Here is a 25,358-nt window from a genome sequence, read left to right as displayed (position 1 = left end):
GGCTCGCTCCCACAGTTGAACGCGTAACACTGTGGGAGCGAGCCTGCTCGCGAAGAGGTCATCACTGACAACACATCAGCTCAGCCTGAACCCACCCATCTGCCGCGCCAGGTCATCGGCAAGGCGCTGCAACGTCTGGCAATCCTCCCGACAAGCCCTGACCTCCCCCGCCGTCGCCCGCGCCAGGTCGGATATCCCCTGCACGTTGCGGTTGATCTCCTCAGTCACCGCCGACTGCTCTTCAGTCGCCGTCGCGACCTGATGGTTCATGTCGCTGATGTGTTCGACCTGGCCGGTAATCGCCGCCAACGAAGCCCCGGTGCGCTGGCTCGACTCAACCCCCGTGCCCGTCGCTGCTTGCCCGGTGTGCATCGAAGACACCGCATTCTCTGCTCCTTGCTTGAGGCTACCGATCATTTGCTGGATTTCATCGGTGGAAGCCTGTGTACGTCTAGCCAACGTGCGCACTTCATCGGCAACCACCGCAAACCCGCGCCCCATATCCCCAGCGCGAGCAGCCTCAATGGCGGCGTTGAGCGCCAGGAGGTTGGTCTGTTCGGAAATCCCGCGAATCACCGCGAGCACCTGATCAATCGATGCCACCTGGTCTGCCAATTCGCCCACGGCGCTGGCGGCGACGCCGATTTCATCGGACATGCTTTCGATATGGCGGATCGAACCGCCGACCACTTCTCGCGCCTGCATGGCTTCTTCTCGGGCATTTTGCGAAGCGACTGCGGCGTTGCCAGCGTTTTGTGCAATTTCCTGCACAGTCAGGCCCATTTCGTGGACAGCGGTGGCGACCATGTCAGTCATCTCCTGCTGGCGCCCGGAACGCTCTGCAGTGTTATCCACCACTCGCGCCACCTGGCCGACCGCGTTACGTAAGCGTTCGCTGGTGGCCAGCACTTCGCCGATCATCTCGCGCTGGCTTTCAAGGAACCGATTGAACCCGCGCGCCAGATCGCCCAGCTCATCGGCGCGACTGGAATCTAACCGATGGGTCAAATCTCCACCACCGCTACCGATGGCTACCAGCGCGGCTGTTACCTGACGAATCGGTCTGACCAGCCCACGGGCCAGTAACACCACCAGCAACAGGCATACCAGGGCCACCGCCAAGCCGATTCCGCCGCTCATCCACATGGCGCGACGGGCCTCGGCGTAGATCTGCGACTGTGGTACTTCGGCCACCAGAGTCCAGCCCAGATCGCGAAGAGGCAGGCTCAACGCCAGGAAATCTTCATCATTGCGCACGAAGGCAGACGTTTTGGAAGCCGTGCGCTGGCCCATCACCGCCCGTGCCGCCGGCTCTCCGATCTGTTCGGCCAGGGTACGCTTTCCGCTGAACTGCGACTCGGGATGCACCTGGATCAACCCATCGGAACGCACGAGGTAGACCTTGCCACGCTCACCGAAACTGAAGTTGTGAATCAGCTCGGACAGCTCTTTCATGCTCAGGCCCAGCCCGGCAACACCCACCACCTTTGCGGCCTTCTCGACTTTAAGGTCGATGAAGAGCGCCAACTCTCCGGTGGCTGAATCGTTGTCGATATTGAGGGTGCGCGGCTGGTCGCTGTCGAGGAACGCATAGAACCAGGCGTCTTTTGGATTGGAACGACTGAGGGTCCGGTCCAGGCCTTTTTCGTTGAAGTAATGATTGGACGCCGTGCCGACCATCAACGCGGTAAAAGCTTTGTGTTCGGCACGAACGCCTTCCAGGTAGGCGGTAAACGTGCCGGTCTGGGCACTGTCTTCACCCGCGGCCAGCCAGTCGCGCACCATGCTGTTGCTGGCGATGTCCTTGGCGGCAGTGAGGGGTTGCACGAGGATGCGTTCGATGTCGTTGCGCATCGCTTCGATGCTCGACGGCAGTGCTTGCTCGACGAGATAGCGCTGGGCGAGGCGGTTGACCACCAGGGTATATACGCCAACCACGAGCAGAATGCTGACAAGCAGGGCGGTACCCATGCTCAGGATCAACTGCCACTGAATACTGCGTCGCCAGAACTGCATGGAGCACCCCCAAAGAATAAGAGGCTGAAACACTGCAACAGTCATGCCCGATGTATACACACTAATCTACAATCGCATCAATTTTTGTACGCAAACACTGAATCGCCCCCAATAAAGGGCTGCCCCCCGCAGTGAAACAACCTTGCCTTAACTGTCAACTCTGACAGGTGTCAAGTCTCTCAACGAGGCTTAAGCTCCTGCGACCTGATTCGATGTTTTGCAGTTTTTCGGGAAACCGGCAGGCACGTGCCTGCATCAAACCGTTACCCAGGAGTGCACAAAATGAAGCTTGAACGTTCCCCCAGAGAAACTCTCTTGCCCGGTAAGTATGTAGGGAAAAACCCTGAAGACATTTACCTAAGGAGAGGCGATAGCTGGTTCAGCGCAAACGGCGAGTATCGGGTGACAATCAAGAAATACATCATGAAGGACAATAATGAATACGACATCGAAATAGACGCTGATCCGGTGCTAAACGCCGAGCAAGGGATCGACCATCTTAACCAAGGGCAACAAGAGAGTTCTGCATTGCCCGACCTGCCTAACCCTTCATTGGATACTTATGAGCACCATTTAATCATTGCTGTGGGTGACGACTATCTTGATAGAAATGGGAAAATGTGGAAGGTGACAGGAAAATACTTTCGAGAGATGTCAGGTGGCAGATTGAAGATAGGGTTTTACTACGCGTGATCTTCAGCGTTAAACCCTTAGCGTCAAAACACACCATTCAACTACGCGCTTTGCAGTAGCCAAGCGCGCAGTTGGCAGGCATCCAGGCAACGCTTCAATCACCGTTGCCTATTGCCTTGGAGATCACTTCAACCGTGGCGCTGACTTGCTCTTGGTAACGGTCGAGTTCGAGTTTGTGCTGCTTCTGCAATTCGATCTGTTGCGAGCACAGGTTCATGGCAGCCAGCACCAGCAGTCGGTCACCGATCAGGGTCGGGTACTTCTTCTTGGTCTCGGCCAGGGCAGCCTTCAACATCAATGCGGCGTCCAGCAGGGTCTGCTCTTCCCCGGCCGGCGCCTTGATCGAATAGTCTTCCCCCAGGATCGAGACGACTTTCACACCTGGGCCATAACTCATGCGTTGACAGGGCCAGCGCTGACGCGCTCAACCAGGGCCTGGATGCGTGCCACGGTAGCGCCTTGTTTCTCTTCCTGTTCCATCAGGCTCAGTTGCAGGCTTTCGTTTTCATCCTTGGCCTGGGCCAGTTCGGCGGTCAGGCTCTGGTTAGTGCTGACCAAGGCCTGGTTCTGTTGCACCAGATCGCTGACCAGTTGTTCCAATTGGCTTAGGGATGCTTCCAACATTTTGATTTTCCGGGCATTTTCAAAGGGCGCGTACGATAAAGAAAAGTCACCGTGGATGCCAGGGATAAACAGGCGCAAGGCCTTGATTTTCCTGACCAGTGACCCTTCTTGCGAACTGTAGAGACTGTGATTGTCCCATCTGGTTCCTGCAGTTCGTCGCCATGAAGCGCAAAAGCTCGCAGCTTTCGCCAGCCCTGCAGGAGATTCGCGTTTCCCTGTAGGAGCTGTCGCAGACTGCGATCTTTTGATTGGCAAAAGCTTTTTGACAGCATCACATTTCAACAGGTTAGAATCGCTGGCACGCAGACTGCATGGTCAGTTTGTGCCCGCTTTTCAGACTTCCGGAGTACTGCCTTTGAATGCGACGACCATCAACAGCCTGTTCTTGATCGGCGCGTTGCTGGTAGGTGCGAGCATCCTGGTAAGTTCACTTTCGTCGCGCCTCGGCATCCCGATCCTGGTGATTATTCTGGCCGTGGGCATGGCGGCCGGCGTCGATGGCGGCGGTATTATTTTCGACAACTACCCCACCGCTTATCTGGTCGGCAACCTGGCATTGGCGGTAATCCTGCTGGACGGCGGCTTGCGTACGCGCGTATCGAGTTTTCGCGTGGCCTTGTGGCCGGCTCTATCGCTGGCCACGGTCGGCGTGCTGATTACCACCGGGCTGACCGGCATGGCCGCGGCCTGGCTGTTCGACCTGAACCTGATCCAGGGCCTGCTGATCGGTGCCATCGTCGGCTCTACCGACGCCGCCGCAGTGTTTTCCCTGCTGGGCGGCAAAGGCCTGAATGAACGGGTGACCGCCAGCCTGGAAATCGAATCCGGCAGCAACGACCCGATGGCGGTATTCCTCACCGTGACCCTGATCGACATGCTCGCCAGCGGCCAGACCGGCCTGCATTGGAGCCTGTTGACCCACCTGCTGCGCGAGTTCGGCATCGGCGGCATCATCGGCCTGGGTGGCGGTTGGCTGATGCTGCAACTGGTCAACCGTATCAACCTGGCCACTGGCCTCTATCCAATTCTGGTGATTGCCGGCGGCCTGGTGGTGTTCGCCTTGACCAACGCCCTGCACGGCAGCGGCTTCCTGGCCGTGTACCTGTGCGGCCTGGTTATCGGCAACCGTCCGGTGCGCAGCCGTCACGGCATTTTGCACATGCTCGATGGCATGGCCTGGCTGGCGCAGATCGGCATGTTCCTGGTGCTGGGGCTGCTGGTCACGCCCCACGATCTGTTGCCAATTGCCTTGCCAGCGCTGGGACTGGCGCTGTGGATGATCCTGTTTGCCCGGCCGTTGTCGGTGATGGTCGGCCTGCTGCCGTTCAAGGCGTTCCACGGGCGCGAGAAAGCGTTCATTTCATGGGTAGGACTGCGCGGCGCGGTACCGATCATTCTGGCGGTGTTCCCGCTGATGGCGGGCCTGCCCAACGCCCAGCTGTACTTCAACCTCGCCTTCTTTATCGTGCTGGTATCGCTGCTGGTGCAAGGCACAAGCCTGCCGTGGATCGCCAAACTGCTGAAGGTGACGGTGCCACCCGAGCCTGCGCCAATCTCCCGCTCGGCCCTGGAAGTGCACGTCACCAGCGAGTGGGAACTGTTCGTTTATCGCCTCGGCGCCGAGAAATGGTGCATCGGTTCGCACCTTCGCGAGCTGAAAATGCCCGAAGGCACCCGTATCGCAGCCCTGTTTCGTGGCGAACAACTGCTCCATCCGTCGGGTAGTACGGTACTGGAAGTCGATGATTTGCTGTGTGTTATCGGCCACGAACACAACCTGCCGGCCCTCGGAAAACTGTTCAGCCAGGCGCCACAGCGGGGCCTCGATTTGCGTTTCTTCGGCGACTTCGTCCTTGAAGGAGACGCCCAGCTGGCCGCTGTTGCCGCCCTGTACGGGTTAAAGGTCGAAGGCATCGATCCGGACATGTCCCTGGGGCACTTCATTGCCCAGAAAGTTGGGGGTGCGCCCGTGGTCGGTGACCAGGTTGAATGGAACAACACCATCTGGACCGTTGCGGTCATGGAAGGGAACAAGATCGGCAAAGTGGGCGTCAGATTCCCCGAAGGAAGTCGCCCCGGCCCGGGACTCTTCCTCTAAACTCCATTCTTCGTCTCGTTTTCGATCGGTCACTATGTCAAGCCTGCGCACGTTTTTCGTCATGGTCCTGTTGGGCCTGAGCCTCTCTGTCGGTACCGTACAAGCCGCCGAACCGCCCACCCGTGAATCCGTGCAGGCAAGCCTGGACAAGATTGCCGACCGCAAACTGCCGGAAGCCGATCAAAAGGCCCTGCAATCCATCCTGCAGAGCACGCTGACACAGCTCAACAATCAGCGTGATTACGAGCAGAAGCTGGTCGAGCTCAAGCAACAACTGGCCAGCGCGCCCAAACTGACCATTGAGAACCAACGCGAACTGACCCGCCTGAAAGCCAGCAGCGTGGTACCGGTGGCGCAGCGTTTTGCCAAAGAGTCGATCCAGCAACTTGAGCAACTGCTCACCGAACGCTCGACCCAGCAAAGCGATCTGCAAAAAGCCCTGGGCGACGCCAACAGCCTGATCATTACCGCCCAGACTCGCCCCGAACGCGCCCAAGGGGAAATTTCCGCCAGCCAGACGCGCATCCAGCAGATCAACAACATCCTCAAGGCGGGCAAAGACGCCGGCAAAACCCTGAGTGCCGAGCAGCGCGACCAGCTCAATGCCGAGCTCATGGCGCTGAACGCCCTGATCCCGCTGCGCCGCCAGGAACTGGCGAGCAACACTCAGTTGCAAGACCTGGGCAACAGCCAGCATGACCTGCTGACGGAAAAATCCGATCGCCTGGATCAGGAAATCCAAGAGCTGCAAAACCTGATCAACCAGAAGCGCCTCGCACAGTCCCAGGAAACGGTCACCCAACAATCGATCGAAGCACAGAAGGCCGGCGGCAGCAGCCTGCTGGCCGTCGAAAGCACGGCGAACCTGAAACTCTCGGACTATCTGCTCAAAAGCACCGACCGCCTCAACGAAGTCACGCAGAAAAACCTGCAAACCAAGCAACAACTGGACAGCCTGACCCAGAGCGATTCGGCCCTGGACGAACAGATCAACGTGCTCAAGGGCAGCCTGCTGCTGTCCAAGATTCTCTACAAGCAGAAACAGGCCTTGCCACGCCTGAGGGTCGACCGTGACCTGGCGGACCAGATCGCCGACATTCGCCTGTATCAATTCGAAGTCAGCCAGCAACGGGAGCTGCTGAGCAACCCGCAGAGCTACGTCGACAACCTGCTGTCGACCCAACCGCCCGAGCAGGTCACCCCGCAATTGCGCAAGAGCCTGCTGGAGCTGGCCACCACCCGTGCCGACCTGCTAGAGCGGCTGAACCGCGAACTGAGCGCGGTCCTCAACGAATCCATCACCCTGCAACTGAACCAGAAACAACTGCTGAGTACCGCGCAAAGCTTGCGGGCGACACTCGACGAGCAGATGTTCTGGATTCCCAGTAACAAACCGCTGGATGTGGAGTGGTTTCGTACTGTGCCGGAGCGCCTGAGCCGTCAGGTCGATACCCTGCCCTGGGCTTCGAGCCTGAGTGAACTGGTCGACGGCCTGACCCAGCGTCCACTGCTGTTCCTGCCGCTGGCATTGCTGATTGGTGCCCTGCTATGGCGACGCAAGCAGCTGTATGCCCGCCTGAACAAGGTTCACCAGGACATCGGCCACTTCAAGCGCGACAGCCAGTGGCACACGCCCCAGGCGATTCTGATCAACATCCTGCTGGCAATGCCGGTGTCACTGGGCCTCGCCTTGTGCGGCCTGGCCCTGCAAATCGACGCCCGCGGGCAGAACGCGAGCATGGGCGCGGCCTTGCTGCAAATGGCCGGGGCGTGGCTGGTGTTTTACACGGCCTACCGAATCCTCGCGCCGGGTGGGGTGGCGGAACTGCATTTCCGCTGGGAAAAACCCCAGGTCGAATTCCTCCGGGGCTGGGTCCGCCGCCTTGGCATGGTGGTGATGGCGCTGGTCACCGTGGTGGCGGTAGCGGAATTGCAACCGGCGGCACTGGCCGATGACGTGCTCGGCATGCCGGTGGTGCTGATCTGCTATGCCTTGATGACCTGGCTGCTCAGTCGCTTGCTGATCAGCAGCCCGACCCATGAGAACGCCTCGCTGTTCCGCAAGGTCCTGGGCATTCTGTTTACCGCGCTGCCCATCGCGCTGTTCGTGGCCGTGTGCTTCGGCTATTACTACACCGCACTCAAACTCACCGACCGACTGATCAACACCCTTTACCTGCTGATGTTCTGGCTGGTGATCGAAGCGACCTTCGTGCGCGGCCTGAGCGTGGCGGCACGGCGCCTGGCCTACCAGCGCGCCCTGGCCAAACGCCAGGCGGCGAAAGAAGCCGGCGATGGCGAAGCGGTCATCGAAGAACCGACGCTGGACATCGAGAAGGTCAACGAACAATCCCTGCGCCTGATCCGCCTGGCGCTGCTGGGTGGCTTCATCGCTGCGCTGTATTGGGTCTGGGCCGACTTGATCACGGTGTTCTCGTACCTGGACAATGTCACCCTCTACGAATACACCAGCGGCACCGGTGCCAACATGAGCATGGTGCCGATCAGCATCGGCGACATGCTCGGTGCACTGATCATCATCGGCATCACCTTTGCCCTGGCGCGTAACTTGCCCGGCCTGCTGGAAGTGTTCGTGCTCTCGAAGCTGAACCTGGCCCAAGGCAGCGCCTATGCCACCACCACGCTGCTGTCCTACCTGATTGCCGGTATCGGTTTCGTCTCGACCCTGTCGACCCTCGGCGTGAGCTGGGACAAGTTGCAATGGCTGGTCGCGGCGCTCTCGGTTGGCCTCGGCTTCGGTATGCAGGAGATCTTCGCCAACTTCATCTCCGGCATCATGATCCTGTTCGAACGCCCGGTGCGCATCGGTGACACCATCACCATCGGCAACCTGTCGGGTACGGTAAGCAAGATTCGCATCCGTGCCACCACCATCACCGATTTCGACCGCAAGGACATCATTGTCCCGAACAAGACGTTCATTACCGGGCAACTGATCAACTGGTCGCTGACCGATACCATCACCCGGGTCACGCTCAAGCTGGGGGTCGATTACGGCTCGGACCTGGACCTGGTCAAGGAATTGCTCCTCAAGGCTGCACGGGAAAACCCGCGGGTACTCAAGGAACCCGAGCCGCACGTGTACTTCCTCAACTTCGGCGAAAGCACTCTCGACCACGAGCTGCGCATGCACGTGCGCGACCTCGGCGACCGCAACCCGGTGCTCGATGAGGTCAACCGCTTCATCAACCGCGAGTTCAAGAAGCAGCACATCAACATCTCGTTCCGCCAGATGGAGGTCTACCTCAAGAATCTCCACGGCCAGGAATACAAGATGGTGCCGATCGAGCCAGAAGCGAAAACCATCGTGCCACTGGTCGATGGCAAGCCGGTGCAAGAGCCACCGCCAGCCAAGCTCGACTAACCGGCCATTCCCCAGCAGAATGCTCGGACATTCTGCTGGAGTCGGCCTTTGAAAGCCCTCGACGAACTGACCTTCGACAATCGCTTCGACCGCCTGGGCGATGCGTTTTCTGCCCACGTGCTGCCCGAGCCTATCGATAACCCGCGCCTGGTGGTCGCAAGCCCCGCTGCCATGGCGTTGCTCGATCTCGACCCCGCCGTGGCCGAAACCCAGGAATTCGCAGAGCTGTTCAGCGGCCACAAGCTCTGGGCTGACGCGATTCCCAGGGCGATGGTCTATTCCGGTCACCAGTTCGGTTCCTACAACCCGCAATTGGGCGATGGTCGCGGCCTGTTGCTGGGCGAGGTGTACAACGAGGCCGGCGAGCATTGGGACCTTCACCTCAAGGGCGCCGGTCAGACGCCGTTTTCGCGTATGGGCGATGGGCGCGCGGTGCTGCGCTCCTCGATCCGCGAGTTCCTCGCCTCCGAAGCCCTGCAGGCCCTGAACATCCCGACCACCCGGGCGTTGTGCGTCATCGGCTCCGACACTCCGGTATGGCGCGAAAAACAAGAGCGCGCGGCCATGGTCCTGCGCCTGGCACCTAGCCATGTACGCTTTGGGCATTTCGAATATTTCTACTACACCAAACGTCCCGAGCAGCAGAAAGTCCTGGGCGACCATGTGCTGGCCATGCATTTCCCGCAGTGCCTGGAACAACCGGAACCGTACCTGGCGATGTTCCGCGAAGTGGTCGAGCGCAATGCCGAACTGATCGCCAAGTGGCAAGCCTACGGTTTCTGCCATGGGGTGATGAACACCGACAACATGTCGATCCTCGGTATTACCTTCGACTTCGGCCCGTTCGCCTTCCTCGATGATTTCGACGCCAACTTCATCTGCAACCACTCCGATGACCAGGGCCGCTATTCATTCAGCAACCAGGTGCCCATTGGCCAGTGGAACCTCAGCGCCCTGGCCCAGGCCCTGACGCCGTTCATCAGCGTCGAGGCCCTGCGCGAAACCCTCGGCCTGTACCTGCCGCTGTTCCAGGCCCATTACCTGGACCTGATGCGCCGCCGTCTCGGCCTGACCACCGCCGAAGAGGACGACCAGAAGCTGCTGGAGCAATTGCTTCAACTGATGCAGAACAGCGGCGTCGATTACAGCCTGTTCTTCCGGCGCCTGGGCGAGGACTCACCTGAAGTGGCCATCGGCCGTTTGCGCGACGACTTCGTCGACCTCAAGGGCTTCGATGCCTGGGGCGAGCTCTACGTCGCCCGAGTGGCCCGCGAAGGCGAGGTGAATCAGGAGCAGCGTCGCAAGCGCATGCACGCAGTGAATCCGCTGTACATCCTGCGCAACTACCTGGCGCAGAAGGCCATCGATGCGGCAGAGAGCGGCGACTACTCGGAAGTCCGCCGCCTGCACGCGGTGCTGAGCAAGCCGTTCGAGGAACAGCCGGGGATGGAAAGCTACGCCGAGAGGCCACCGGAATGGGGCAAGCATCTGGAGATCAGTTGTTCGTCGTGAAGTGCCGCGCGATTGAAAATACAAGCGAGTGGCTCCAGATACAGACTACTCGCTCCTCACTGGACATCCGTCATGACTGACCCACTCCTCATACCCTGCCCCCACTGCAACGGCCTCAACCGCATTCCCGCCGAGCGCCTGGGCGACCATCCAAAATGCGGCCGCTGCAAGGCCGAGGTCCTGCTGAACAAGCCCTTCGAACTCAAGCAAGGTGATTACGCCAGTCAGATCAAGGGCGATCTGCCGCTATTGGTAGACGTGTGGGCAGACTGGTGCGGCCCCTGCAAATCGTTTGCACCGGTGTTCGAGCAGGCGGCGGGACAATTGGCGGGCAAGTGCCGGCTGGCCAAGCTGGACAGCGAGGCGAACCAGCAGTTGTCGGCACAGCTGGGGATTCGCTCGATTCCGAGCCTGATTCTGTTCAAGAACGGCCGGGAAGTGGCGCGTCAGAGCGGGGCGTTTCCGTTACCGCAGCTGATGAGCTGGTTGCGTAGCCAGGGGATCTAAAGGCCACCCGAAAACCAAATGTGGGAGCGAGCCTGCTCGCGAAGAGGGATTCACATCCAACGTCTCTGTTGACTGAACTCCCGCCTTCACGAGCAGGCTCGCTCCCACAGTGTTTTCGTTTTGCCCTTGGGAATCAGGTGTTTTCCAGCAAGTTGTGCAATTCAACGAACTGCTGTGTCAACTTGTGCCGCGGATCGAGATGGATCAGCGGCATGTTGGCCTGATGGGATTCGCGCATGCGCACCGAACTGCCCAGGTACACCGGTAGCACCGGCAGGCCTTCGGCGATCAACTCGTCAAGGATTTGCTGGGGCAGGCTCGCACGGGCCTGGAACTGGTTAACCACGATGCCTTCGACTTCCAGGCCTTCGTTGTGGTCGTCTTTCAATTCTTCTATTTCTGCCAGCAAACCGTAAAGTGCTTGGCGGGAGAAGCTGTCGCAATCAAAGGGAATCAACACACGATCGGCGGCAATTAACGCAGAAACCGCATAAAAGTTCAGGGCCGGCGGTGTATCCAGGTAGATCCGGTCGTAATCTCCATCCAGCTCTTCGAGCAACTTTCGCAGCTTGTTGATCTTGTGCTTGGCCTCAAGCTTGGGCTGCAGGTCGGCCAGTTCGGCGGTGGCGGTGATGACATGGAGGTTGTCGAACGGCGTTTCGTAGATATCGACCTGGTTCTTCTTGGCAAAGGGCCCGGAGGACAAGGTTTGCTTGAAGAAATCGGCGATACCCATCGGGATATCGTCACCGGTGAGTCCCGTCAGGTACTGAGTGGAGTTGGCTTGGGCATCGAGATCGACCAACAGGGTGCGATAGCCCTCGCTGGCGCTGACCGCCGCCAGATTGCAGGCAATACTGGATTTGCCCACGCCACCTTTCTGATTGAACACCACACGCCGCATTGCAAAACCTCCGTGTACCAAAGAATGACCGAGTGTAGTGGTGCAGGGCATGGCTTCGCTAGCTCGCAGGCGCATGGACTACATAGTCATCAGTGTTTTCTTGCGGAAACCGCCGCTGGGGGCACTCTAAGCCGAGACTTGAGCCGACAGACGGCCCGATGAAGATGTGAATAATTGCCAAACGTTCAGTTTTTGTGAGCTGACCGGTACATCTCATCGAGCAAAACGTAACCAGTGTTTGCTACACGTTCGTCGCACCGGGATAATGCGCACCACTCGGCGCCAAGCGCCACGTAGGGTGTGCCGTGCCGTTGCGCCACTCACCGCGTCAGGAAGCCTGCAAGGGCGGGATTGAATGTCTGTGATTAATTTCAACATCGCCCAGTGGCGCGCTTGGGCCCCGGGGCTCGAAAGCGTGGATGACTGGCAGGCCTGGCGCCAGCAACCGTTGATGTTACCGGCCAGCGATGCCGCACCCGATGTCTCGTTCCTGCCGGCCATGCAACGCCGGCGGCTCAGCCGTCTGGCGCGAATGGCATTCAGTGTCGGCTGGCCATTGGCCGAAGGTCGTCAGGACCTGCCACTGGTCTTTGTTTCCCGTCACGGCGAAACCCCGCGAACCTTCGACATTCTAAGCGACCTGGCCGTCGAGCAACCGCTGTCGCCGACCCAGTTCAGCCTATCGGTGCATAACGCGATCATCGGCCTGTGGTCGATCATGCGCGGTGAAACCAGCGAAATGACTGCCTTGGCCGCCGCCGGCGACGGCCTTGAAAATGGCATGCTGGAGGCGGCGGCCCTGCTGGCTGAAGGCTCGCCCGCGGTTTTACTGGTGGTTACTGAAGAGCAACCGCCGCAGGCCTATTCGGCCTGGATCGACGACGTGCCCTTCCCTTATGCCGTCGCCCTGCTGATTACCCCGGGCAATGACTGGCAGCTGTCCCTGAACAGTGCCACGGATGCGTTGTCCAACGCTCGATGGCCGCACGCGTTGAATCTGTTGTGCACGCTGCTGGGTCCGCAAACCACCTGCCAACATGCCTGGAAAAATCGTGTATGGACTTGGCAACGCAACCTGTGACTGAAAAAAACCGCGATGCCTATTACTGGCGCCTGCTGGCCACCGCCGCAAGCTTTGCCCTGTTCGGGTTGGGCGGCCTGTGCCTGCGCCTGGTGATTTTCCCGCTGCTGGCCTGCCTGCCAGGTGATGCCCATACCCACCGGTTACGGGCGCGCCAGACTGTCAGCCGTTGTTTCTGGTTGTTCGTGCGCTTCATGGCCCGCGCTGGCGTGCTGACCTACGAAATCGAAGGTGCGGAAAAACTCGGTCGGCCCGGCCAGATGATCGTTGCCAATCACCCATCGCTGATCGACGTGGTATTTCTGATCGGTCTGGTCCCCCACGCCAACTGCGTGGTCAAGCAAAGCCTCTGGGATAACCCGTTCACCCGTACGCCCCTGCGTCGCACCGAATACATCAGCAACGATGGCAGCATGGACATGCTCGATGCCGCCGCCGATGCGCTGAAACAAGGCCAGACCCTGATCATTTTTCCCGAAGGTACACGCACCCAGCCAGGCCAGGCGCCCGCCTTTCATCGGGGGGGCGCGGCAATTGCCGTGCGTGGTGCGAAAATCCTCAGCCCCGTGGTGATCCGGGTCAGCCCGACCACACTGACCAAGGCCGAACCCTGGCATCGGATCCCCAAGCGCCGCGTACACTTCAGTTTCCGCGTGGGGGACGATATAGACCCCCAGGCCTTCGCCGCGCTCGGCCCGCCCCCCCAGGCCTCGCGCAAGCTCAACGATTATTTGCATTCCTACTTTATTAAGGAGCTCGCCGAAGATGAGCGATCTGAACCGTGAAATTAAACTGCTAATCATCGACGCCCTTGGCCTCGAAGACATCAGCGTCGAGGACATCGGCGACGATCAGACCCTGTTCGGCGAAGGCTTGGGCCTGGACTCGGTGGACGCCCTGGAACTCGGCCTGGCCATCCAGAAAAAATACGGCATCAAGATCGATGCCGACGCCAAGGACACGCGCAATCACTTCAGTAACGTGGCGAGCCTCGCGGCCTTCGTCACTGCAAAACAGGCAGCTTGAGACCGGACCATGCAAACTCGTGACGACATTTTCAACACCCTGCGCGATGCCTTGGTCGAACTGTTCGAACTGGATCCGGACCGGGTGAGCCTCGAATCCAACCTGTACCAGGACCTGGAAATCGACAGCATCGATGCGGTCGACCTGATCGATCACATCAAGCGCCAGACCGGCAAGAAAATCGCGGCCGAAGAATTCAAGTCGGTGCGTACCGTCAGCGACGTGGTCGAGGCGGTCTACCGTCTGGTTCAACCGGCCGCATGAGTCGATTGATCGGCCTCGGCTTGCTGCTGGCGGGCCTGCTATACCCTTTTGCGGTGTATTTCGGCATGGAGCATTTCGCCCCGTGGCAGTTCGGGCTGCTGCTGGGCAGCCTGTGGCTGGCCCGCGCGCTGACCGGCAAGCGACGGCCAGGCAGTTCGTGGATGGCGGGCGTGGCCATCCTGTTCTGCCTGTTGCTGGCGTTGTTCGACAGTCCGGCACTGCTGCGTTGGTATCCGGTATTGATCAGCGCCTTCATGCTGGGGTTGTTCGGGTTGAGCCTGAAGTACGGCCCACCGATGGTCGAACGCCTGGCCCGCTTGCGCGAAGCACATTTGCCGGCCAAGGCCATTCGCTATACCCGCCAGGTGACCATCGCCTGGTGCGTGTTTTTCCTGTGCAACGGGATCTGCGCCGCAGCCCTGACACTGTGGGCGCCGCTGAGCTGGTGGATGCTTTACACCGGCCTGATCTCCTATGGATTGATAGGCCTGATGTTTGCCATTGAATGGCTAATACGCCAACGGGTAAGAGGCCGCGCATGAACTGGATAAAACTTGAGCACCTATTGCTCAAGGCCGAGCCGGGGCGAACCGTGACGGCCGACCCGCAGCTCGATCACGCACTATTGCGCGAGCAAGCCCTGCGCCTGGCCGCCGGCCTGCAAACCCGAGGTGTGCGGCGCATTGCCGTGCACCTCGAAGACGCCGCGGACCTGGCGATTGCCTTGTTGGGTGCCTGGCGCGCCGGAGTCAGCGTGTTGCTGCCGGCCGACCTGCAACCGCAAACCCGCCAGCGCTGGTCGGGTGAAGTCGATTTATGGCTGACCGATCAGTCCGACGACGCACACCCGGGTGATTATCAGGATGCCCCCCTTGGCGCCGCCGCCCTTGATCTTGACGGCTGCTCGCTGAGCCTGTGCACCTCCGGCTCCAGCGGCGAACCCAAGCGAATCGAAAAAACCCTGCGCCAGCTGGTCAATGAAGTCCAGGCCCTGGAACAGCTGTGGGGCGCCGACCTGGGCCCAGCCTGCATCATTGGCAGCGTCGCCACCCAGCACATCTATGGCTTGCTGTTCCGGGTACTGTGGCCACTGTGCGCGGGACGCCCGTTCGTTCGCAGACAACTGGCCTTCCCCGAAGACCTGCAGCGTGCCAGTCTCGAACACCCGGCCTTCGCCTGGGTGGCCAGCCCGGCGCTGCTCAAGCGCATGGGCGACAACCTCGACTGGCCGGCGCTGAGCGCAGTACGTCGGGTGTTTTCCTCCGGTGGCGCATTGCCCGTCGAGGCCGCGCAGCGTCTGCATGAACGCCTGCACCAATGGCCGACGGAAATATTCGGCAGTTCGGAAACCGGCGGCATCGCCTGGCGGCAGGGTCAGTCACTGTGGCAACCCTTTGCTGGCGTCCAGTTGACCCAGGACAACGAGGGGGCTTTGCTCATCGCCTCGCCCTACTTGCCTGACGGCCATATCGAGCACAGCGCCGATGCCGCGCGAATCGCGGCTGACGGCCGCTTCGAGTTGCTTGGACGACTGGACCGGATCGTCAAGCTGGAAGAGAAACGGATCTCGCTGCCGATGCTGGAGCAGGCACTGATGGCCCACGACTGGGTGGCCGAAGCGCGCCTGGGTGTCGTCCAGGAAAACCGCGCCTCGCTGGGCGCATTGTTGGTCCTGACTGACGCAGGGTTGCATGTGCTGCGCAATCAAGGCCGACGCACACTCACCGAACAACTGCGCCAACACCTGAGCCTGCATTGTGAAACCCTGGCCTTGCCAAGGCGTTGGCGCCTGCTGCAACAAATGCCGCTGAACGCCCAGGGCAAACTGCCCCAGGCCGACGTCGAAGCCGTGCTGCTGGCACCGCGCCCCAAGGCGCCTGTGGTGCTGGAACAGGTCGAAGCCAATGGCGAGTGGAGCTTGCAGCTGGCCGTGCCGCCGGATCTTGCCTATTTCAGCGGACACTTTCCCACAGCTCCCGTATTGCCGGGCGTGGTGCAGGTGGAGTGGGCGCTGCTTTTGGGCCAGCAACTGATGAACCTGCCACAGAAATTCGCCGGCATGGAGGTGCTGAAATTCCAGCAATTGGTACGTCCCGGCGACGAAGTCCAACTGCACCTGCGCTTCGACCCAGCCCGCGGCAAGCTGTATTTCGCCTATCGCAACGAAACCGCCACCTGTTCCAGTGGACGGATTTTGCTGGAGCCGGCACATGCATAACCCCTGCGCCGTCGTCCCGGTCTACAACCACGAGACCGCCATCACCACCGTGGTCGATGCGCTGCTGGCCAACCACCTGCCGTGCATTCTGGTGGACGACGCCAGCAGCCCGCCCTGTGCCAGGGTGCTCGATCAACTGGCGCTGCGCGACAACGTGTATCTGATCCGCCTCGCCACCAACCAGGGCAAGGGCGGTGCGGTGATGACCGGTCTGCGGGAAGCCTCGCGCCTGGGCTTCAGCCACGCCTTGCAGGTGGACGCCGACGGCCAGCACGACCTGCAGGACGTGCGACGTTTTGTCGAATGCTCCCGCGCCCATCCCGACGCCGTGATCTGCGGCTATCCGCTGTATGACGACAGCGTGCCGAAGGGGCGTTTGTACGCCCGCTACCTGACCCACGTGATGGTGTGGATCAATACGCTGTCGCTGCAGATTCGCGACTCCATGTGCGGCTATCGCCTCTATCCCTTGGCCCCGGTCCTGGCGTTGATCGAATCGGCGAAAATCGGCAAGCGCATGGACTTCGACTCGGACATCCTGGTCCGCCTGGCGTGGCGCGGGCAGCCGATGCAATGGCTGCAAACCAGAGTCCATTACCCGCTGGACGGTGTTTCGCATTTCCGCATGTTCCACGACAACGTACTGATTACCAGCATGCACACCCGGTTGTTCTTCGGCATGCTGCTGCGCTCGCCGCTGATCCTCTGGCGTCGGTGGCGCACATGAACGTCGACAAGCAACACTGGGCCGACCGCGAGGAGCGCGGCAGCTTCTGGCTGATGAAATTTACCGCGGTCGCCGCCAAGGTGCTTGGGCGTCGACTGCTGAGCCCGCTGCTGTACGGCATCGTGTTGTACTTTTTCCTGTTCGGCCGCAGTGCCCGTCAAAGCGCCTGGGAGTACCAGCAACGACTCGCCGACTGGAGCGGTCGCGACGAACTGCGCCCGAGCCATTGGCGAGTATTCAGCCAGTTCATGGCCTTCGCCGACTCCCTGCTCGACAAGCTCGACGTGTGGAACGGCAAGCTGGGCATCGAGCACATCGAAATCATCGACCCGGCGCTGCTGCGCAACCAGTTACGCGGCACGCGCGGGCAAATGCTGGTGGGCGCCCACCTGGGCAACCTCGAAGTCTGCCGCGCACTGGCGGAGATCGGCGAGAAGGTCACCATGAACGTGCTGGTGCACACCAAGCACGCCGAGCGCTTCAACCGCTTGCTGGGCGAAGCCGGGGCGACCAATCTGCGACTGATCCAGGTGAGCGAACTGGACCCGGTGATCATGCTGCAACTGCACGAACGCCTGGAACGCGGCGAATGGCTGGCGATTGCCGGCGATCGCGTGCCGCTGCACGGCGGGCGCAGCGTGACCGTGGACTTCCTCGGTCATCCGGCAAAGTTCCCTCAAGGACCGTGGCTGCTGGCGGGGCTGCTGAAATGCCCGGTCCACCTGCTGCTGTGCCTGAAAAAGGCCGATGGCAATTATCGACTCACCCTCGAACCCTTCGCCGACTCGATCACCTGGAAACGCAGCGACCGCGAACAGGTCATACATCAGTGGGCCACCCGCTATGCCGAGCGCCTGAGTCACTATTGCCTCCAGGCACCTCGACAATGGTTCAACTTTTACCCTTTCTGGAAGACCGATGACGACGCCAACGCTTGAGCCTGTAATCTTCGGCGAACGCCCTTTGCGCATCGACGATGTGCTGGCCCTGGCCAACCGCCAGGTGCCCACGCAGTTGCAGGGCGATCCGCAGTTCCGCCAGCGCATCGCCAAAGGCGCGCAGTTCCTCGACTCCCTGCTCGACAAGGAAGGCGTGATCTACGGCGTGACCACCGGCTACGGCGATTCCTGCGTGGTCGCGGTGCCGTTGCATCACGTCGAGGCGTTGCCGCGTCATCTGTACACCTTCCACGGCTGCGGCCTGGGCAAATTGCTGGACGCGCAAGCCACCCGTGCGGTGCTGGCGGCCCGCTTGCAGTCACTCTGCCAAGGTGTCTCCGGGGTGCGCGTGGAGCTGCTGGAACGCCTGCAGGCATTCCTTGAACACGACATCCTGCCACTGATTCCGGAAGAAGGTTCGGTCGGCGCCAGCGGTGATCTGACGCCGCTGTCGTACGTTGCCGCCACGCTGTCCGGCGAGCGTGAGGTGATGTATCGCGGCGAGCGCCGGCAAGCCGCCGATGTTCACCGCGAACTCGGCTGGCAGCCACTGGTGCTGCGTCCCAAGGAAGCCCTGGCACTGATGAACGGTACCGCCGTGATGACCGGGCTCGCCTGCCTGGCCTACGCCCGCGCCGATTATCTGCTGCAACTGGCCACGCGCATCACCGCGCTGAACGTGGTAGCGCTGCAAGGCAACCCGGAACATTTCGACGAGCGCCTCTTCGCCACCAAGCCACACCCCGGGCAGATGCAGGTCGCCGCCTGGTTGCGCAAGGACCTGGCCATCGACGCGCCGACCGCACCGCTGCATCGCCTGCAGGACCGCTATTCGCTGCGTTGCGCGCCGCATGTCCTCGGTGTGCTGGCCGACAGCCTGAACTGGCTGCGCTCGTTCATTGAAATCGAACTCAACAGCGCCAACGACAACCCGATCATCGATGCCGAGGCCGAACGCGTGCTGCACGGTGGGCACTTCTACGGCGGGCACATCGCGTTCGCCATGGACAGCCTGAAAAACCTCGTGGCCAACGTCGCCGACCTGCTGGACCGACAACTCGCCCTGTTGGTGGATGAGCGCTACAACCACGGTTTGCCCAGCAACTTGTCCGGGGCCACGGCCGACCGCGCCATGCTCAACCACGGCTTCAAGGCCGTGCAGATCGGTGCCAGCGCCTGGACCGCCGAAGCGCTGAAAAACACCATGCCCGCCAGCGTATTCTCCCGTTCCACCGAGTGCCACAACCAGGACAAGGTGAGCATGGGCACCATCGCCGCCCGTGATGCGATCCGCGTGTTGGAGCTGACCGAACAGGTCGCCGCCGCCACCTTGCTGGCTGCCAACCAAGGCGTCTGGTTGCGCGCCCAGGCCGAGGATGCGCGGCCACTGCCACCGGCTCTGGCGGCCATGCATGAAGCATTGGCCAAGGATTTCCCACCGGTCATTGAAGACCGTGCGCTGGAGGGCGAATTGCGCCTGTGCCTGCAACGTATCGCCGCACAACACTGGAGGCTGCATGCGTAGCAAGGGAGTGCTCTACACCGATACGCAAATCCTCGTGCCGTTCTTCGACGTCGACAGGATGAACGTCGTCTGGCACGGCCATTACGTCAAATACCTGGAAATCGCCCGCTGCGCCTTGCTGGACAAGATCGGCCACAACTACACGGCAATGTCCGAATCGGGCTATGCGTGGCCGGTGATCGACCTGCAATTGCGCTACATACGCGGCGCCCAGTTCGGCCAGACGCTCAACGTGCGCGCCAATCTGGTGGAATGGGAGAACCGGTTGAAGATCAATTACCTGATCAGCGACCTGGAAACCGGCGAGCGCCTGACCCGTGGTGTTTCCGTACAGGTCGCCGTCGACATGAGCAATCGCGAAATGCAGTTGGCCTCGCCGAAGGTATTTACCGACGCCGTGGCGAGGGCCTTACCATGATTTCCGGCCCTGTAGGAGCGAGCCTGCTCGCGATGGTCGCTAACGATGACGCTGGGCGCCTGTCACCCCGCGGTGCCCTCAGGTTTTTCGCGAGCATGCTCGCTCCTACAGTGTTCTGGCTGTTACTGGGCACTCCTGGGCTGGCCAACGCCTTCGACCTGCAACAGCTCAGCGAGCAACTGGCCAGGCCCGATGTCATCCACGGCAACTTCATCCAGGAAAAACGCCTGCGTGCCCTGCCCCAGCCACTGACCAGCAAGGGCACTTTCGTCCTGGCGAAGAATCACGGGTTGTTGTGGCTACTGAAAACGCCATTGCAACAGGACTACCGCATCACCCCCACAGGCATTGCCCGGCGTGATGCCGGCGGCTGGCAGATGTTGCCGGGCAAGAGCGCCGGCGCTGAGCAGAACCGCTTGTTCCTGGCCGTCCTGCAAGGCGACAGCAGCGGCCTGCAACGAGATTTCGAGCTGTCGCTCAGTGGCGACGCACAGAACTGGACACTGAGGTTGACGCCACGCTCGATGCTGCTCAAGCAGGTGTTCAACCAGATCAACATCACCGGCGGCGAACTGGTCCACAGCATCGAGCTGCTGGAAACCCAAGGTGACAGCACGCTGTTGCGCATGCAAGACAGCACCAGCGCGCTACCGTTAAGCGACACGGAGCAGCATGACTTTGCCGAGTGAGCGCAGGCTGCCCTGGCTGTTCCTGATCCTGCTGCTGGCAGTGCTGGCGCTCGCCGGCTGGCAATGGCGCGACGGCGCCCCGCTGTCGGCCAACCTGATGGAGCTGGTGCCCGGCACCGCGCCCGATGCGCTGGAACTGCGTGCCGAACAACGCATGCAGGAACCGCTGAATCGCGAAATGCTGGTGCTGGTTGGCCACACCGATCGCCAGCAAGCCATTGCCATGGCGCAAACACTGGGCGATCAGTGGCAAGCCAGCGGCCTGTTCGACAAGGTCCAATGGAACCTGCAAGCCGACTTGCCGGCCTTGCGCACGCAACTGCTGCAAGGCCGATTGGCCATGCTCGCGGCAGAAGATCGCGAACAACTGATCGAACACCCCGATGCCTTTATCCAGCAACGGGTGCAGGCGCTGTTTGACCCCTTCACCGGTTTCAGCCTGGTGCCGAGCCAGGATGACTGGCTGGGCCTGACCGGGCGCATCCAGAACAGCCAGCCACAGCACGGTGCCGTGCAACTGGACATTGGCAGTGGCGCCTTGATCGCCGAAGCGGATGGCAAGCACTGGGTGCTGCTGCGGGCGCGCGCCACCGGCAATGCTTTCGACATGAACCTGCCACTGCAGGTCGCCGACCTCCTCCAGCACAGCCGTGAGGAGGCCGCACGAGACGATGTGCAACTGCTCGCCGCGAGTGGTTTGTTGTATGCGGCTAACGGCCAGCGCCAGGCTTCCCGTGAGATGACCTGGGTGGGGGGCGGTGCCACTGTCGGGATCCTGCTGTTGCTGTTGCTGGCCTTCCGTCGCTGGCGTGTCGTGCTGGCGTTTGTCCCGGTGCTGGTGGGCATGCTGTTCGGCGCGGTGGCCTGCGTGGCATTGTTCGGCCACATGCATGTGATGACGCTGGTGTTGGGTTCGAGTCTGATCGGTGTCGCCGTCGATTACCCGCTGCATTACCTGTCCAAGAGCTGGAGCCTGAAACCCTGGCACAGCTGGCCGGCGCTACGCCTGACCTTGCCAGGCCTGACCCTGAGCCTGATCACCAGCGCCATCGGCTACCTGGCCCTGGCCTGGACGCCCTTCCCGGCGCTGACCCAGATTGCCGTGTTCTCGGCGGCGGGACTGCTCGGTGCCTATTTGTCCGCGGTGTGCCTGCTGCCGGCGCTGCTCAAGGGCGCCGAACTGCGCCCGGCGCAATGGCCACTGCGCCTTAGCGAGTTCTTACTGGGACGCCGCGAAGCGTTGCTCAGGCATTTGAGCACACCGGTATTGCTGGCACTGCTGATCGCTTTTTGTGCCGGCGGCCTGGTGCAGCTTGAGGCCCGCAACGACATCCGCCAATGGGTGGGCGCCCCGCAGCAGTTGACTGACGAAGCGCAGACCATTGCGCGAATCACGGGCTATCAACCCACCAGCCAGTTTTTCCTGGTGCAGGCGGCCGATCAACAGCAACTGCTCGAGCGCCAGGGCGCCCTGAGTGAACGCCTGGATCAATTGGTTGGCCTGCAGAAACTCCAGGGTTACCTGTCGCTCAATCAACTGGTCAGCCCGCCCAGCGAACAACGCAAGGTGCGCGAGGCGCTGGGCAGATTGTCGGCGTTCTGGCAGCCGTTGCTCGAGGTGGGCGTACCGGCACAGGCGCTGCAAGCAGAGTTGAGCCAGTTGCAGGCCCTGCCCATCGAAGACATCGACAGCGCACTGGCCGGCCCGTTGGCCGAGCCTTATCGCCTGTTGTGGCTGGGGCCGACCGCTAACGGCGTGGCGGCGATGGTCAGCTTGCAGGGCCTGAACAATCCTGCTCTGTTGCGGGTACAGGCCGAGGATTTGCCAGGCGTGAAGCTGGTGGATCGACTGGGCGAGTTGAATAACGTGTTCGCCGCCACCCAGGTCAGTGCCGCAGAACTGAAACTCGCCTCCTGCGTATTGATCGTGCTGGTGCTTGCCCTGCCGTTCGGTCTTGGCGGCGCGTTACGCATTGTGTCCCTGCCATTGCTGGCGGCGTTGTGCAGCCTGGCCAGTCTCGGCTGGCTGGGACAGCCATTGACCCTCTTCAGCCTGTTCGGCCTGCTGCTGGTAACGGCGATCAGTGTCGACTATGCCATCCTCATGCGCGAACAAGTCGGCGGCGCCGCCGTGAGCCTGCTGGGCACCTTGTTGGCCGCACTGACCACCTGGCTGTCCTTCGGCCTGCTGGCAGTGTCGAGCACGCCAGCGGTGAGCAACTTCGGCCTGTCGGTAAGCCTGGGCCTGATCTTCAGCTTCCTGCTGGCGCCCTGGGCCGGTCGCCAGGCGCATGCCGCCAGTCTCACGGAACCGACAACATGATGATCGCGCTGTTTTGGGCGATGGCCCTGGTACTGTTCGCCTTAGCGACCCGGGTCGGTCGCCATTTCGGCCTGATTCCAATCGTCAGCCAGTTGCTGCTGGCGACCCTCGGCTTGCCATTGCTGATGTACTTCTGGATCGAACCGCAATGGCAACTGAGTGGCGCGGCGCTGGTGTCACCGTCCTGGCTGAAGAACCTCTACAGCTTGAGTTTCGCGCTGCTGCTGGGCTACATCCTCAGCGACGTGATCGATCTGCAACTGGACCGCCAGAGCCTGAAAATCGCCCTGCCGAGTTTCTGCATTCCGTTTGCCTGCGGCCTGGCCACGGCCATCTGGCTGCTGCCACCGCAACCCTGGATCAGTTCGCTGGCGGTCGGCCTGCTGTTCGCCATTACCGCGATCCCGGTGTTGTACCTGTACCTGCGACACATCGCTTACCCGCACGCCGCCACCCGGCGACTGGTGCAGACTGCGATTATCATCGACCTGACTTGCTGGACCCTGTTCGCCTTCGCCCAAGGCAGCCTGCACCTGAGCAGCCTGTTGCTACCCTTGGCCGGCGCATGCCTGCCCGTGCTCCTGCGGTTACTGGGCCTGCGTCAAACCTGGCTGTACAGCCTGGGCTTTTTCGCACTGCTGGTAGTCGCCGAACACTACAAGCTCAATGCCCTTATTTTCGGCATCGGTTATGTACTGGTCATGGCGGCACTCAAGGCGCCGCTGGTCCTGCCGTTGCCGGCAATCTGGATGAGTCGCTTGCAGACGTACATCGCCATACCCCTGATACTCACCTTCGGTATCGTCCAGATCAACGTGCACAGCGCGATGGACAGCCTTGGCTGGGTGCAGCTGGCGGCCCTGCTGCTGCTGCCGATTGCCAGCAAGCTGCTGGGCAACTGGCTTGGCCTTGGCTGGGCCGGTGCCTCGTTCCAGGGCGCCAGCCGCTGGCGTGAAAGCATATTGCTGAACATTCGCGGCTTGAGCGAGATCGTCTTCCTCAACCTGCTGCTGCAACAACAGCTCATCAGCCCGGCGCTGTACTTTGCGTTGATGCTGATGGGCCTGGTCGCGACCGTGCTGCCGGCACTGGCCGGCATGCACCGCATCCCATTGATAGCTGCCGCCCCGGCAAGGAGCCCCCATGCCAATCGTTGAAATGCAACGTCGCCAGATCGTGGTCATCGGTGCAGGTCCGTCCGGCGCCATCGCCGCCGCGCTGCTCAAGCGCAAGGGACATGATGTACTGGTGATCGAGCGCCAGCATTTCCCGCGCTTTTCGATCGGCGAAAGCCTGCTGTCGCACTGCCTGGATTTCGTCGAAGAAGCGGGCATGCTCGATGCCGTCAATGCTGCGGGCTTCCAACTGAAAACCGGGGCCGCGTTTGCCTGGGGCGAGCGTTACAGTACGTTCGATTTCGGCGACACATTCACTCAGGGCAAGCCGACGACTTTTCAGGTCCAGCGCGCGGATTTCGACAAACTGCTGGCCGATCAGGCCGCACTGCAAGGCGTGGAAATCCGCTATGGCGAAACCATCGTCAGCGTCGATATCGACCAGGCCAAACCGCTGCTTGGCGTACGTCGCGAAGACGGCACCGAGTACCGCATAGAGGCTGACTTCATGCTCGACGCCAGCGGATACGGTCGCGTCCTCCCGCGCTTGCTTGACCTTGAAGCACCGTCGAATTTCCCGGTGCGCCAGGCTGTGTTCACTCATGTCGAAGACCACATCGACCACCCGAACTTCGATCGCACCAAGATCCTCATCACCACCCATCCTGTCCAGCGTGACATCTGGTTCTGGACCATTCCGTTCAGCGGCGGCCGCTGCTCGGTCGGCGTGGTGGCCGCCGCGCAACATTTCGAAGGTCGCAGCGATAACCTCGACGATTGCCTGCGCGGCTTCATTGCCGAGACGCCCAGCCTGGCCAGGGTACTGGACAACGCCGTATGGGACACGCCAGCACGCACCATCGGCGGTTACTCCGCCAACGTGAAAACCCTGCACGGGCCTGGTTTTGCGTTGCTGGGTAATGCGGCGGAATTCCTCGACCCGGTGTTTTCCTCTGGCGTGACCATCGCCATGCGCTCGGCGAGCATGGCCGCCGGGGTGCTGCACCGCCAGCTGCAAGGCGAGTCCGTGGACTGGCAACGTGAATTCGCCGAACCGCTCAAGCGCGGGGTCGATACGTTCCGCTGCTACGTCGAGGGCTGGTACGCCGGGACTTTCCAGGACGTGATTTACTACCCGGATGGCAATGCGGAAATCCGCCGCATGATCAGCTCGATCCTCGCCGGCTATGCCTGGGACGAGCGCAATCCATTCGTCGCCGAACCGAAACGTCGCCTGCGGATGTTGTCAGAACTCTGTGCAAGGGATGCGACATGAGCGACTTGAGCAACGTGCT

At 61.2% G+C, this 25,358-nt stretch carries 23 protein-coding genes; 19 read left to right on the top strand and 4 right to left on the bottom strand.

What is annotated here, in order from left to right; genetic code table 11:
• Nucleotides 1–75: 75 nt before the first annotated feature.
• Nucleotides 76–2,016 carry a methyl-accepting chemotaxis protein gene (locus tag CGA21_RS15970; RefSeq protein WP_188264570.1) on the bottom strand — a complete coding sequence of 647 codons (1,941 nt, stop codon included), beginning with the start codon at nt 2,014–2,016 and terminating at the stop codon, nt 76–78.
• A 282-nt stretch (nt 2,017–2,298) separates the two neighbouring features.
• On the opposite strand from CGA21_RS15970, the gene CGA21_RS15965 reads away from it, so the two are divergent.
• On the top strand, nt 2,299–2,709 hold the full coding sequence (locus CGA21_RS15965; protein WP_188264569.1) for a hypothetical protein: 411 nt from the start codon (nt 2,299–2,301) through the stop codon (nt 2,707–2,709).
• 94 nt (nt 2,710–2,803) lie between these two features.
• Here the strand turns inward: CGA21_RS15965 and CGA21_RS15960 are convergent, their stop codons facing one another.
• Nucleotides 2,804–3,106, bottom strand: a complete 303-nt coding sequence (locus CGA21_RS15960) for a cell division protein ZapA (protein WP_110754660.1) — start codon at nt 3,104–3,106, stop codon at nt 2,804–2,806.
• Nucleotides 3,103–3,333 (bottom strand): hypothetical protein, encoded by a 231-nt coding sequence (locus CGA21_RS15955; protein WP_110754662.1) that lies wholly within the window; start codon nt 3,331–3,333, stop codon nt 3,103–3,105. The genes CGA21_RS15960 and CGA21_RS15955 overlap by 4 nt, the downstream gene beginning before the upstream one ends.
• A gap of 355 nt (nt 3,334–3,688) precedes the next feature.
• Between CGA21_RS15955 and CGA21_RS15950 the strand changes: the two genes are divergently transcribed.
• From CGA21_RS15950 to trxC, 4 genes are all read left to right on the top strand, one after another.
• Nucleotides 3,689–5,431 (top strand): potassium/proton antiporter, encoded by a 1,743-nt coding sequence (locus CGA21_RS15950; RefSeq protein WP_110754664.1) that lies wholly within the window; start codon nt 3,689–3,691, stop codon nt 5,429–5,431.
• Between the two features lie 34 nt (nt 5,432–5,465).
• Nucleotides 5,466–8,816, top strand: coding sequence for a mechanosensitive channel MscK (gene mscK / locus CGA21_RS15945; protein WP_110754666.1), 3,351 nt, complete (start codon nt 5,466–5,468; stop codon nt 8,814–8,816).
• Nucleotides 8,817–8,864: 48 nt separating this feature from the next.
• Nucleotides 8,865–10,328, top strand: coding sequence for a protein adenylyltransferase SelO (gene selO / locus CGA21_RS15940; RefSeq protein ID WP_110754668.1), 1,464 nt, complete (start codon nt 8,865–8,867; stop codon nt 10,326–10,328).
• 72 nt (nt 10,329–10,400) lie between these two features.
• Nucleotides 10,401–10,835: a thioredoxin TrxC gene (gene trxC, locus CGA21_RS15935; RefSeq protein ID WP_034148665.1), complete on the top strand. Its 435-nt coding sequence runs from the start codon at nt 10,401–10,403 to the stop codon at nt 10,833–10,835.
• A gap of 133 nt (nt 10,836–10,968) precedes the next feature.
• Here trxC and CGA21_RS15930 read toward each other — a convergent pair whose 3' ends face one another.
• Nucleotides 10,969–11,739, bottom strand: a complete 771-nt coding sequence (locus tag CGA21_RS15930; protein ID WP_020796193.1) for a ParA family protein — start codon at nt 11,737–11,739, stop codon at nt 10,969–10,971.
• 355 nt (nt 11,740–12,094) lie between these two features.
• On the opposite strand from CGA21_RS15930, the gene CGA21_RS15925 reads away from it, so the two are divergent.
• Genes CGA21_RS15925 through CGA21_RS15860 form a run of 14 tightly spaced genes read left to right on the top strand, consistent with a single transcriptional unit; the run spans nt 12,095 to nt 25,339 of the window.
• Complete coding sequence (locus CGA21_RS15925) at nt 12,095–12,820, top strand: beta-ketoacyl synthase chain length factor (protein WP_188264568.1); 726 nt, start codon at nt 12,095–12,097, stop codon at nt 12,818–12,820.
• Complete coding sequence (locus CGA21_RS15920; RefSeq protein WP_110754674.1) at nt 12,796–13,605, top strand: lysophospholipid acyltransferase family protein; 810 nt, start codon at nt 12,796–12,798, stop codon at nt 13,603–13,605. Before CGA21_RS15925 ends, CGA21_RS15920 begins: the two co-directional genes overlap by 25 nt.
• Entirely contained in the window at nt 13,586–13,846 is a 261-nt protein-coding gene (locus CGA21_RS15915) for a phosphopantetheine-binding protein (protein WP_110754676.1), read from the top strand. Before CGA21_RS15920 ends, CGA21_RS15915 begins: the two co-directional genes overlap by 20 nt.
• Before the next feature lie 9 nt (nt 13,847–13,855).
• The gene (locus CGA21_RS15910) at nt 13,856–14,110 is read left to right on the top strand and encodes an acyl carrier protein (protein WP_020796189.1); all 255 of its coding nucleotides are present in this window, start codon (nt 13,856–13,858) and stop codon (nt 14,108–14,110) included.
• Nucleotides 14,107–14,652: a membrane protein gene (locus CGA21_RS15905; RefSeq protein ID WP_020796188.1), complete on the top strand. Its 546-nt coding sequence runs from the start codon at nt 14,107–14,109 to the stop codon at nt 14,650–14,652. The genes CGA21_RS15910 and CGA21_RS15905 overlap by 4 nt, the downstream gene beginning before the upstream one ends.
• Nucleotides 14,649–16,328 carry an acyl-CoA synthetase family protein gene (locus tag CGA21_RS15900; protein ID WP_188264567.1) on the top strand — a complete coding sequence of 560 codons (1,680 nt, stop codon included), beginning with the start codon at nt 14,649–14,651 and terminating at the stop codon, nt 16,326–16,328. The genes CGA21_RS15905 and CGA21_RS15900 overlap by 4 nt, the downstream gene beginning before the upstream one ends.
• Nucleotides 16,321–17,055, top strand: a complete 735-nt coding sequence (locus CGA21_RS15895; protein WP_188264566.1) for a glycosyltransferase family 2 protein — start codon at nt 16,321–16,323, stop codon at nt 17,053–17,055. The genes CGA21_RS15900 and CGA21_RS15895 overlap by 8 nt, the downstream gene beginning before the upstream one ends.
• Nucleotides 17,052–17,993, top strand: a complete 942-nt coding sequence (locus CGA21_RS15890) for a glycosyl transferase (RefSeq protein WP_188264565.1) — start codon at nt 17,052–17,054, stop codon at nt 17,991–17,993. Before CGA21_RS15895 ends, CGA21_RS15890 begins: the two co-directional genes overlap by 4 nt.
• The gene (gene hutH / locus CGA21_RS15885; protein WP_188264564.1) at nt 17,974–19,518 is read left to right on the top strand and encodes a histidine ammonia-lyase; all 1,545 of its coding nucleotides are present in this window, start codon (nt 17,974–17,976) and stop codon (nt 19,516–19,518) included. The genes CGA21_RS15890 and hutH overlap by 20 nt, the downstream gene beginning before the upstream one ends.
• Nucleotides 19,511–19,936 (top strand): acyl-CoA thioesterase, encoded by a 426-nt coding sequence (locus CGA21_RS15880; RefSeq protein WP_020796183.1) that lies wholly within the window; start codon nt 19,511–19,513, stop codon nt 19,934–19,936. The genes hutH and CGA21_RS15880 overlap by 8 nt, the downstream gene beginning before the upstream one ends.
• A complete protein-coding gene (locus tag CGA21_RS15875) occupies nt 19,933–20,625 on the top strand; it encodes an outer membrane lipoprotein carrier protein LolA (RefSeq protein ID WP_188264563.1) in 693 nt (230 codons plus the stop codon). Before CGA21_RS15880 ends, CGA21_RS15875 begins: the two co-directional genes overlap by 4 nt.
• Nucleotides 20,609–22,948: an MMPL family transporter gene (locus CGA21_RS15870; protein ID WP_188264562.1), complete on the top strand. Its 2,340-nt coding sequence runs from the start codon at nt 20,609–20,611 to the stop codon at nt 22,946–22,948. The genes CGA21_RS15875 and CGA21_RS15870 overlap by 17 nt, the downstream gene beginning before the upstream one ends.
• On the top strand, nt 22,945–24,105 hold the full coding sequence (locus tag CGA21_RS15865; RefSeq protein ID WP_188264561.1) for a sodium:proton antiporter: 1,161 nt from the start codon (nt 22,945–22,947) through the stop codon (nt 24,103–24,105). Before CGA21_RS15870 ends, CGA21_RS15865 begins: the two co-directional genes overlap by 4 nt.
• Nucleotides 24,092–25,339, top strand: coding sequence for an NAD(P)/FAD-dependent oxidoreductase (locus CGA21_RS15860; protein ID WP_188264560.1), 1,248 nt, complete (start codon nt 24,092–24,094; stop codon nt 25,337–25,339). The genes CGA21_RS15865 and CGA21_RS15860 overlap by 14 nt, the downstream gene beginning before the upstream one ends.
• The last annotated feature ends 19 nt before the right edge of the window (nt 25,340–25,358 follow it).

Origin of the sequence: Pseudomonas sp. PSB11, assembly GCF_014596605.1 — a bacterium.
Classification (GTDB): Bacteria; Pseudomonadota; Gammaproteobacteria; order Pseudomonadales; family Pseudomonadaceae; genus Aquipseudomonas; species Aquipseudomonas umsongensis.
This window is presented reverse-complemented; position numbering and strand designations above follow the sequence as displayed.

What these genes read in the sequence shown, in the direction of transcription:
- CGA21_RS15970 (WP_188264570.1), bottom strand. Translation starts at nt 2,016, where the DNA reads ATGCAGTTCTGGCGACGCAGTATTCAGTGGCAGTTGATCCTGAGCATG.
- CGA21_RS15965 (WP_188264569.1), top strand. Translation starts at nt 2,299, where the DNA reads ATGAAGCTTGAACGTTCCCCCAGAGAAACTCTCTTGCCCGGTAAGTAT.
- CGA21_RS15960 (WP_110754660.1), bottom strand. Translation starts at nt 3,106, where the DNA reads ATGAGTTATGGCCCAGGTGTGAAAGTCGTCTCGATCCTGGGGGAAGAC.
- CGA21_RS15955 (WP_110754662.1), bottom strand. Translation starts at nt 3,333, where the DNA reads ATGTTGGAAGCATCCCTAAGCCAATTGGAACAACTGGTCAGCGATCTG.
- mscK (WP_110754666.1), top strand. Translation starts at nt 5,466, where the DNA reads ATGTCAAGCCTGCGCACGTTTTTCGTCATGGTCCTGTTGGGCCTGAGC.
- trxC (WP_034148665.1), top strand. Translation starts at nt 10,401, where the DNA reads ATGACTGACCCACTCCTCATACCCTGCCCCCACTGCAACGGCCTCAAC.
- CGA21_RS15930 (WP_020796193.1), bottom strand. Translation starts at nt 11,739, where the DNA reads ATGCGGCGTGTGGTGTTCAATCAGAAAGGTGGCGTGGGCAAATCCAGT.
- CGA21_RS15925 (WP_188264568.1), top strand. Translation starts at nt 12,095, where the DNA reads ATGTCTGTGATTAATTTCAACATCGCCCAGTGGCGCGCTTGGGCCCCG.
- CGA21_RS15920 (WP_110754674.1), top strand. Translation starts at nt 12,796, where the DNA reads ATGGACTTGGCAACGCAACCTGTGACTGAAAAAAACCGCGATGCCTAT.
- CGA21_RS15915 (WP_110754676.1), top strand. Translation starts at nt 13,586, where the DNA reads ATGAGCGATCTGAACCGTGAAATTAAACTGCTAATCATCGACGCCCTT.
- CGA21_RS15910 (WP_020796189.1), top strand. Translation starts at nt 13,856, where the DNA reads ATGCAAACTCGTGACGACATTTTCAACACCCTGCGCGATGCCTTGGTC.
- CGA21_RS15905 (WP_020796188.1), top strand. Translation starts at nt 14,107, where the DNA reads ATGAGTCGATTGATCGGCCTCGGCTTGCTGCTGGCGGGCCTGCTATAC.
- CGA21_RS15900 (WP_188264567.1), top strand. Translation starts at nt 14,649, where the DNA reads ATGAACTGGATAAAACTTGAGCACCTATTGCTCAAGGCCGAGCCGGGG.
- CGA21_RS15895 (WP_188264566.1), top strand. Translation starts at nt 16,321, where the DNA reads ATGCATAACCCCTGCGCCGTCGTCCCGGTCTACAACCACGAGACCGCC.
- CGA21_RS15890 (WP_188264565.1), top strand. Translation starts at nt 17,052, where the DNA reads ATGAACGTCGACAAGCAACACTGGGCCGACCGCGAGGAGCGCGGCAGC.
- hutH (WP_188264564.1), top strand. Translation starts at nt 17,974, where the DNA reads ATGACGACGCCAACGCTTGAGCCTGTAATCTTCGGCGAACGCCCTTTG.
- CGA21_RS15880 (WP_020796183.1), top strand. Translation starts at nt 19,511, where the DNA reads ATGCGTAGCAAGGGAGTGCTCTACACCGATACGCAAATCCTCGTGCCG.
- CGA21_RS15875 (WP_188264563.1), top strand. Translation starts at nt 19,933, where the DNA reads ATGATTTCCGGCCCTGTAGGAGCGAGCCTGCTCGCGATGGTCGCTAAC.
- CGA21_RS15870 (WP_188264562.1), top strand. Translation starts at nt 20,609, where the DNA reads ATGACTTTGCCGAGTGAGCGCAGGCTGCCCTGGCTGTTCCTGATCCTG.
- CGA21_RS15865 (WP_188264561.1), top strand. Translation starts at nt 22,945, where the DNA reads ATGATGATCGCGCTGTTTTGGGCGATGGCCCTGGTACTGTTCGCCTTA.
- CGA21_RS15860 (WP_188264560.1), top strand. Translation starts at nt 24,092, where the DNA reads ATGCCAATCGTTGAAATGCAACGTCGCCAGATCGTGGTCATCGGTGCA.